The organism is Psychroflexus halocasei (assembly GCF_900107595.1).
Classification (GTDB): Bacteria; Bacteroidota; Bacteroidia; order Flavobacteriales; family Flavobacteriaceae; genus Psychroflexus; species Psychroflexus halocasei.
Genome location: NZ_FNQF01000011.1, coordinates 41,306 through 49,795 on the forward strand (window position 1 = coordinate 41,306; position 8,490 = coordinate 49,795).

Here is an 8,490-nt window from a genome sequence, read left to right on the forward strand (position 1 = left end):
AAGCTTGCTTTTATATCAAAAGCAAGCTCAAATTATTTGTCATTAATGCAAAATTAGATACTGAATTTCGCATAAACTTCAGCTGTAAATTTGATTTTTTCAAACTCGATGTCCAGCATTTCAGGAGCTGGTGGTGGCGGTACTGATGCCATCCCTCGAATTTGAACGCCAGATACTTTTCCGCTCAAATAATTTTGTCGCATCTGTAAATCGGACACATAAAGCAAGGGGCCTAATTTGATGTCAAGTGGTTTTAACATGGCTTCAGCGTTGTTTTTCGCTTTTAAAACAGCTTTTGCTTTCAACTGTGAAATAAGATTTTCTCTGTCCGTAAATTCTGTTTTTGTGATATTCACATTTGAGATTTCGGCCTGATCTAATTTCACTAAAACTTGTCCTGCCATTTTTGCATCGTGTACAATAAGGTTGTAAGTTTTAGCTTTAAGAACTTTCTGACCTCTTAAAAAGTATTTTTTAAAATCACTGCTGAGGTCAACAAGTGTCAAGTCTTCACTGATATCAATATCTAAAGATTCGAGCGCGCGTTTAAGATCTTGTTCTTGCTCTTCAGCGGTTTTCTTTTTCTTGGTATCTTCTTCATCAATCGTGATTTCGATTGTGATTTTATCGGGTGTCACCAAAGTATCTACTTTCGCTTTTGTTTCAAGATAAGATCTATCCAAAAAGTTTTTTGACTGCCCAAAGCTTGTTAAACTGATGAGGCTGATAAAGAGTATAAAAATTTTTGATTGTATCATTTTTTAAAATTTAAGTGTTTAATTAAAATCTGTAACCAACGTAAAATCCTGCGTGAAACTCAACATTTGAAAATCTATCACCAACTTCATCACTAAAGTTTCTGGCAACAGAAGCAAAAGGAGCAAGCACAAAAGTGTCGTTAAAATTCCATTTATAGCCAGCGCCAATGCCGACCATAAAAGTATCCATATCCGTTTTTTCAGTTACTGGGTTTGGAAGTCCATCTAAAACAACATCTTGTTCAAAATCACCAAATCTATATTTTACAAAAGGATTGGCGTACAAACCTGCACCAGCATTATAGGTGTCAAAATAATAATTGTAGCCCAACTTGACTGAATTTGTATTAAATTTTCGAGAACCAGATTCGCTATGAAAATTTATGCGGTCATTAATCAACGCAACTACTTCAATAGATTGATTTGTACCAATAAATCCTTCGTAGCCAACTTCCGCAGAAGCCATAATAATGGTATTTGCAATATTAACTTTAATTTCGTTTTTAGGGTATTCTGTGTCTTGTGCAAATGTTTTTGCAGACAAAATGATAAGACCGAGAATAAGAAATATTTTTTTCATGTCCATTTGTTTGATTTCATATTGATTGGCACAAAATTCGGCTTAATTCAAAAAAACTCATCAAAAAGAATCGTTAAATCTATATTCAGATTTCTTTTATTTGATAGTGTTTCGAGTAATTTTATTGCGGGATCGCTGCGATTAAATCGCTCGTATATTCTTTCTTTGGATTTGCATAAACATCATCAGCATCGCCGCGTTCAACAATTTCACCTTGATACATTACTAAGAGTTGATCCGACATGTATTTGACAACTGACAAATCGTGCGAAATAAAAATATAGGTAAAGCCAAAATCTTGTTTAAGTTCGTTTAAAAGGTTCAAAACCTGAGCTTGCACAGAAATATCAAGCGCAGAAACAGATTCATCACAAATCACTAACTTGGGTTGTACACCAATTGTTCGTGCAATGCCAATACGCTGGCGTTGACCACCGCTAAACTCATGCGGATATCTGTGAAAATGCTCGGCTGAAAGCCCTACGCGATCTAATAATTCATAAGCTTTTTTGACGGCTTCTTTTCTGTTTGCATAAATATGATGCACGAGCATAGGCTCCACAATTGCCTCGCCAACACTTAAACGCGGATTTAAACTCGAAAAAGGATCTTGGAAAATCAGCTGAATTTCACGTCTTAATTTTTTAAATTCTTTAGAAGATAAATTGGCTAAATCTTGTCCTTTATACCAAATTTCGCCAGCATTGACTTTTTCAATACCCAAAATCAAATTTCCTAAAGTTGATTTTCCACAACCTGATTCGCCTACCAAACCTAAAGTTTCGCCTTCATAAAGCTCAAAGCTTACATCATTAACAGCGTAAAATTGATTATCTTTTTTAAACCAATTTCCTTTTGATCCAAAAATTTTTGAAACCTGATTAACTTTTAATAAAGGCTCTTTTGCATAAAGTTCTTGATGTCTTTGTTGTCGTTCAATTTTGGTTTCAATCTCGGTGGGCGGATTATTTTCCAAAATATCAGTCACAGTCGGCAATTTTTTTAGACGTTGATCTGTTCTTGGTTTTGAAGCTAATAAAGCTTTGCTGTAGGCTTGTTGCGGATTGGTGAAAATTTCTTTGGAGGTATTGATTTCCACAAGTTTTCCTTGATACATCACTGCAACACGATTTGCAAATTGCGCCACTAAAGCCAAATCATGCGAAATAAAAATGATACTCATTTTAGTCTCTCGCTGAATATCTTTTAAAAGTTGTAAAATCTCTTTTTGAACTGTCACATCCAAAGCTGTCGTCGGCTCATCTGCAATTAATAATTTGGGTTTGCAGGCAATTGCCATGGCAATCATCACGCGTTGTTTTTGTCCGCCGCTAATTTGATGTGGATAAGATTTAAAAATCTCTTGAGGTCTTGGAAGTTTCACTTTTTCAAAAAGTTGAAGTACTTCATTTTTGGCGTCTTTAAAAGAAAGTTTTTTATGAAGTTGAAGAATTTCACAAACTTGTTTACCACATTTCATCGACGGATTTAAAGAACTCATCGGTTCTTGAAAAATCATCGAAATATCATTTCCGCGCAAGCGACGCACTTCTTCTTCTGATAATTTAGAAATATTTTGTTCCTGAAATAAAATATCGCCCTCAATTTTAGCTTTTGGACTTAATAAACGCATAATAGCAAGAGAACTTACCGATTTTCCTGAACCAGATTCGCCAACAATGCCGAGAATTTCATTCTTGTTCAAATCAAAACTGAGGTCTTGAACGACTTTGTTTTGACCAAAACTTACATTCAGTTGTTTGACGGAAAGAAGAGGCATCATAGATTTTTAGCTTGAGCTGTAAAGATAAAAAATCAATTGACTTTTGAAATATGAAATGATTGATGAAACGCATCAACGCGGAAAATAAACACTTGCATTTGCACGTCATAAAATATTCGACTTATCTTTGAGTTTTACTTGTATGAAGAGCGTTTTTTTTGTTATTCTTTTATTCACTATCGTTTGTGTTCAAGCACAAAACAACTCCAATCTTCAGCAGATGCGAATTCCTGTGAAAGATACTTTGGTGTTGGATAGCATTAGTATTGCGCCAGTGCGTTTTTCTCTGAAAACATCTGATAATAAAGAAGTTAACACCAGTTTTTATCATATTGATTTTGCTTCTGCTCGTTTGGTTTTGAAACCAAAATTTCTTCTAAAGCACGACTCACTTCAGGTCACATTTATGCGCTATCCGAAATTTTTAACGGCATCACGTCAGCTTTTAGATCCTAAAAAAGTAATTGTGCCAGATCGCGTTGGCACTACAGAAAACATGGTTGATCTGCAACTTCAAAAACCAGAAGCAAAGTTGAAACAACCTTTCAAAGGCTTGCATACCAGCGGAAATATTTCGCGTGGACTTGTGGTTGGAAACAACCAAAATGCAGTTGTTCAGTCAGAACTTGATCTACAAATTTCAGGACAATTAAGTGACGATTTAAGTATTCGTGCCTCCATTCGTGACGCGAATTTGCCATCGCAATCTGGTGGTTATACGCAGAATTTAAATGAATTTGATCAGATTTTTATTGAACTTCAATCTAAGAATTGGGCAATTAGAGCTGGTGATGTTGATTTAGAAAATTACAACTCACTTTTTGCAAATTATAGCAAACGCGTACAAGGTTTAAAACTGGATGTGAATTTTGGAGACACACTTTCCCGAACATCACTTTTTGGCGCTGCGGCTATTGTTCGCGGAGTTTTTAAACGTAGCGACATTCAAGTGCAAGAAGGTAATCAAGGACCTTATAAACTAAGAGGCGACCAAGGTGAGCAATATATTTTGATTATTTCAGGAAGTGAATCTGTTTTTGTAAATGGTCGTCAACTGAAACGTGGAGAAAATGAAGATTATATCATCGATTATAACGCGGGTGAGATTATTTTTAATCCTAATTTTCCTATAAATTCAACGATGCGGATTTCTGTGGAATATCAAGTTTCGGAACAAAATTATTCTAGAATTATCGCGACAGCAGGTGGCGAAATTGAAACAGACAAACTTTATTTAAAAGCTCTTGTTTACAATGAAAATGATTTAAAAAATCAGCCATTACAGCAAAGTTTAACAGAAGAACAAGTTGAGGTTTTAAGCGAAGCAGGTGATGATGAAAGCCAAATGTTTGCTGAAAGTGCCGTTCCTGCAAACTATTCTGAGAACAGAATTTTGTATAAAAAAGTCATGCAAAATGGAGTTGAACTATTTGAGTTTTCAAACAATCCAGAGGATGAACTTTTTAATGTAAGATTTACAAATGTTGGGCAAAACCAAGGCAATTATATTGTGAGTTCACAAGAAGCCGTGACAACAATTTTTGAATATATCGCCCCAATCAATGGCGTTTCGCAAGGGAATTTTGAACCATTTGTCAGGTTAATTCCGCCTTCTAAATTACAGCAAGCAAACATCAGTGGTGCTTATCAGCCCAGAAAAGGTACGGAGATCGACTTTGAATTGGCGGCGAGCATTAATGATAAAAACTTGTTTTCAAATTTAGATAAGAATGATAATAATGGTTTTGCCACTCAAATTGGTGTGAAACAAAATATTTTTCAGTCGAAAGATGAACATAGGCAACTGAATGTTTTTGGATCTTTTAATTATTTACAAGACGATTACCAAAGTATTGAACGCATTTATAATGTAGAGTTTGAAAGAGATTGGAATTTAAGAAATACAACAGGAGACCAAAAATATATCACGCTCGGTGCTGAGTTTATTGATGCGGCGCAGCATTTTAATGAATACAAGTTTGAGAATCTTAACTACAGCGATTTTTATGAAGGTCAAAAACACGCATTTAGATCTCGGAACCGATTCGGAAAATTCTTGATTCGTTCAAATGCAAGTGTGATGCAAAGTGACTCTGATGTGAATAAAACTGATTTTGTAAGAGGGAAAGTCGAGGCAGAATATGATTTTTCAAAAGTGTGGACAGGTGTTGGCATCGAGCTTGAAAACAACGATGATTATTTAAAAGAAGAGCAAATTTATACAGCACAAACCCAAAAATTTATCGCTTATGATGCTTATGTTGGTGTTGGCGATTCGACATCAGTTTATGCAAAAATTGGCTTTCAGCAGCGCGTTAATGATAGCATCAGAAATAATGAATTGAAACGCGTGAACACCTCACAAAACTTATATGTTGATTCTAAACTAATCGATAAAAAGGATGCGCAACTTACATTTTATGGAAGTTGGAGAAGTCTTGATTTTAAAGAAGAAAACCGAGAAGATGAAACGACAATTAATGGCAGAATTCGTTATCAACAATCTTTATTTAATCGTATTTTAAACTTAACAACTACTTACGAAACACATAGTGGAAACCTTGCGAGGCAAGAATTTACTTATGTTGAAGTTGAGCCAGGACAAGGCCAATTTACATGGAATGATTATAATGGAAATGGTATTCAGGAATTAGACGAATTTGAAATCGCTCAGTTTCAAGATGAGGCAAAATACATCAGAGTTTTATTGCCTAACCAGATTTATGTGAGAACGAATCAGAATAAATTAAGTCAACAAGTTGTGTTAGATTTTAGACAATATTCTGCTAATGAAGGTTTTAAAAAGATTATATCCCATTTTTACAATCAAACTTCAATAACAATTGATCAAAAAACAGAGCGTGATGGTTCGAAATTGGATTTTAATCCATTTCAACAAAATTCTGAAAATGTGATAGGTCAAAACAATGCTTTTAGGAATACTCTTTTTTATAATCGTGGACAAAGAAACTTAAGTACAGCCTATACTTTCTCTAAAAGCGAAACCAAAAATCTACTTGTTGTTGGTTTGCAAAGTTTGCAAAACACGCTGCATGAATTACAGTTTAAACATGAATTAAATTCACTGTATTTGCTAAGCTTTCACCAGAGGTTTACTTCATCAGAAAGTGATTCTGAAAATTTCGCAAATCGAAACTACAGTTTGTCTGGATTTTCAACAAAGCCTACTTTTTCATATTTACCTGGGAAGAATAAAAAATTCGATCTTTTTTATCGTTATGGTGAGAATGAAAATACTAAAGGTGAATTAGCATCTTTGGAACAACATGAATTTGGTTTGAGTTTAAGTTTAAACAACAATGAAAAGTACACAATTACTGCAGAAACGAAATACATCAAAAATAAATTTGAAGGAAATTCACAATCGGCAGTTGCTTATCAAATGTTGGAAGGCTTGCAGCCAGATAATAACTTTACGTGGTCGCTTTTTTTGCAAAAACGCATCAGCAAATTTTTAGATTTAAATTTGACATATTTAGGCAGAAAAACAGCAGATCGAAAAGCGATACATACAGGAAGTGTTCAGTTGAGGGCTTTTTTTTAGAATTAGGTTTGTTTTGATTTTAATGAATTTGAAATAAAAAATATGATAAGATATACTTTAGTTGAAAACGAAAATGATTTAGAAGGGATTCTCATATTACAAAAAGCAAATCTAAAAAAGAATTTAACGCCGAAAGAAATTAAATTAGATGGCTATGTCACTGTTGACCATGATTGGGAAACACTCAAAAACTTGAATGAGACTGAACCTCATGTCATTGCCAAAGATGGAAATAAGATTGTAGGCTATGTGCTGACAATGACAGAAAAATCTCGACATGATATTCCTTTGATCTATCCGATGTTTAATGAATTTGATAAACTCATTTATAAAGGTCAGAGTATTTCAGAATATAAATACATGGTTGTAGGTCAGGCATGCATACATAAAGATTATAGGGGCAAGGGTTTGGTTGAAAAATGTTTTCAACTTTATAAAGAAACCTATTCTCAATTTTACGATTTCTCGATCACCGAAATTGACCGTATTAACAAACGTTCACTAAATGCGCATTTAAAAATAGGATATAAAGTTATTCACAGTTATAAAGACAATGGTAAGGACTGGGATGTTGTTCTGTGGGATTGGAATAAATAACCTATTAAATTTAAACTGTAGTGCCTCCAGTCCCGAAGCTTCGAGAGAACCAGGGACTATTTTTTATTGAGAATGTTATTTAGATAAATTCGTATATTTGATTAAAATAGTGAATATGAACATTGAAGCGCGTAAAATAGAATTTATTCAAGAATTTTTGGAACTTCAAAGTGAAGAAGCTATTTCAAAACTTGAGGAAATACTTAAAAAAGAAAAATCTAGCCATAAAGAAACTGAACAAATGTCAGTTCAGGAATTGAATAAACGAATTGATAAATCGATGAAAGATTCTGAAAATGGAAGGTTGACTGAAGCAAAAGATTTATTAGCTGATATTGAGAAATGGAGTTAAAAATTTTTTGGACTGATTTCGCAAGAGATGAACTAAGAAAGAACTTTAGTTACTTAAAAGAAAATGCAAGTCCTAAGGTAGCGAAAAATGAAAACCGTAAAATAGTTCTTGAAACATTACGACTTAAAAAATTACCTGAAATTGGTCAGGTAGAGCCAAGATTGTCCAACAAATCAAAAGAATTTCGATATTTAGTACATCAAACCTACAAGATAATTTATTGGATAAATAAAGAGAAATAACGAATTGAAATAATGGACGTTTTTGATACCCAACAAATTCCTGATAAGATAAAACGGACGGAATAAATTCTCTGTCAGAATAACTTTTCTAAAAGTGAAATAATTCCAATCTCACAATTAAAATTTAAACTGTGGTGCCTCCAGTCCCGAAGCTTCGGGAGAACCAGGGATTATTTTTTATTGAGAACATCATGAAGTATTTCAGGCTTTTCAATGACTTTATTGATAAACTTTCTGCTTTTCATACGTTTGATAAATTTTTCTAGAAAGACAGCATTTTTTCTATTTTCGCATTGAAATTTTAGTTTGAGTATCCAATCATCAGCGGCTTTGGAATAAGCATTTTTAAAAGCATGCCTGTTGTGTAATTCGATTCTATGGTTGACATCGGTAGTTTCACCAATATAGAATTTATCAATATTTTGACTATAAATAATATAAAGAAAATGCATCAGTAAAAGGTTAAAATGCAAAAAACCCCAATCTTACGATTGAGGTTTAAACTGTGGTGCCTCCAGTCCCGTATTCTATGGTTTAAAAAAGTTTTTTAGTTAAAATTTTCAACATTTTTAAGCTGCATATTTCAAGGTATCAACATATGGCGTTCTCCGTT

The 8,490-nt window shown here is 33.7% G+C and carries 8 protein-coding genes; 4 read left to right on the plus strand and 4 right to left on the minus strand.

What is annotated here, in order from left to right:
* Nucleotides 1–53: 53 nt before the first annotated feature.
* The 3 genes from BLV84_RS11370 to BLV84_RS11380 all read right to left on the minus strand — a co-directional run bounded on the left by BLV84_RS11370 (nucleotide 54) and on the right by BLV84_RS11380 (nucleotide 3,121).
* Nucleotides 54–758, minus strand: a complete 705-nt coding sequence (locus BLV84_RS11370) for an SIMPL domain-containing protein (protein ID WP_093245565.1) — start codon at nucleotides 756–758, stop codon at nucleotides 54–56.
* Between the two features lie 22 nt (nucleotides 759–780).
* Nucleotides 781–1,338 (minus strand): autotransporter domain-containing protein, encoded by a 558-nt coding sequence (locus tag BLV84_RS11375; protein ID WP_093245603.1) that lies wholly within the window; start codon nucleotides 1,336–1,338, stop codon nucleotides 781–783.
* Nucleotides 1,339–1,459: 121 nt separating this feature from the next.
* Complete coding sequence (locus BLV84_RS11380) at nucleotides 1,460–3,121, minus strand: ABC transporter ATP-binding protein (RefSeq protein ID WP_093245570.1); 1,662 nt, start codon at nucleotides 3,119–3,121, stop codon at nucleotides 1,460–1,462.
* A 142-nt stretch (nucleotides 3,122–3,263) separates the two neighbouring features.
* Between BLV84_RS11380 and BLV84_RS11385 the strand changes: the two genes are divergently transcribed.
* The 4 genes from BLV84_RS11385 to BLV84_RS11400 all read left to right on the plus strand — a co-directional run bounded on the left by BLV84_RS11385 (nucleotide 3,264) and on the right by BLV84_RS11400 (nucleotide 7,877).
* On the plus strand, nucleotides 3,264–6,686 hold the full coding sequence (locus BLV84_RS11385; RefSeq protein WP_093245574.1) for a hypothetical protein: 3,423 nt from the start codon (nucleotides 3,264–3,266) through the stop codon (nucleotides 6,684–6,686).
* A 42-nt stretch (nucleotides 6,687–6,728) separates the two neighbouring features.
* Nucleotides 6,729–7,283 (plus strand): GNAT family N-acetyltransferase, encoded by a 555-nt coding sequence (locus BLV84_RS11390; protein WP_093245580.1) that lies wholly within the window; start codon nucleotides 6,729–6,731, stop codon nucleotides 7,281–7,283.
* Between the two features lie 115 nt (nucleotides 7,284–7,398).
* Nucleotides 7,399–7,635, plus strand: coding sequence for a hypothetical protein (locus tag BLV84_RS11395; protein ID WP_093245585.1), 237 nt, complete (start codon nucleotides 7,399–7,401; stop codon nucleotides 7,633–7,635).
* Entirely contained in the window at nucleotides 7,626–7,877 is a 252-nt protein-coding gene (locus tag BLV84_RS11400) for a type II toxin-antitoxin system RelE/ParE family toxin (RefSeq protein ID WP_200796277.1), read from the plus strand. The genes BLV84_RS11395 and BLV84_RS11400 overlap by 10 nt, the downstream gene beginning before the upstream one ends.
* Before the next feature lie 170 nt (nucleotides 7,878–8,047).
* Here the strand turns inward: BLV84_RS11400 and BLV84_RS11405 are convergent, their stop codons facing one another.
* Nucleotides 8,048–8,329, minus strand: coding sequence for a GIY-YIG nuclease family protein (locus tag BLV84_RS11405; protein WP_093245589.1), 282 nt, complete (start codon nucleotides 8,327–8,329; stop codon nucleotides 8,048–8,050).
* Between the last annotated feature and the right edge of the window lie 161 nt (nucleotides 8,330–8,490).

What these genes read in the sequence shown, in the direction of transcription:
- BLV84_RS11370 (WP_093245565.1), bottom strand. Translation starts at nt 758, where the DNA reads ATGATACAATCAAAAATTTTTATACTCTTTATCAGCCTCATCAGTTTA.
- BLV84_RS11375 (WP_093245603.1), bottom strand. Translation starts at nt 1,338, where the DNA reads ATGAAAAAAATATTTCTTATTCTCGGTCTTATCATTTTGTCTGCAAAA.
- BLV84_RS11380 (WP_093245570.1), bottom strand. Translation starts at nt 3,121, where the DNA reads ATGATGCCTCTTCTTTCCGTCAAACAACTGAATGTAAGTTTTGGTCAA.
- BLV84_RS11385 (WP_093245574.1), top strand. Translation starts at nt 3,264, where the DNA reads ATGAAGAGCGTTTTTTTTGTTATTCTTTTATTCACTATCGTTTGTGTT.
- BLV84_RS11390 (WP_093245580.1), top strand. Translation starts at nt 6,729, where the DNA reads ATGATAAGATATACTTTAGTTGAAAACGAAAATGATTTAGAAGGGATT.
- BLV84_RS11395 (WP_093245585.1), top strand. Translation starts at nt 7,399, where the DNA reads ATGAACATTGAAGCGCGTAAAATAGAATTTATTCAAGAATTTTTGGAA.
- BLV84_RS11400 (WP_200796277.1), top strand. Translation starts at nt 7,626, where the DNA reads ATGGAGTTAAAAATTTTTTGGACTGATTTCGCAAGAGATGAACTAAGA.
- BLV84_RS11405 (WP_093245589.1), bottom strand. Translation starts at nt 8,329, where the DNA reads ATGCATTTTCTTTATATTATTTATAGTCAAAATATTGATAAATTCTAT.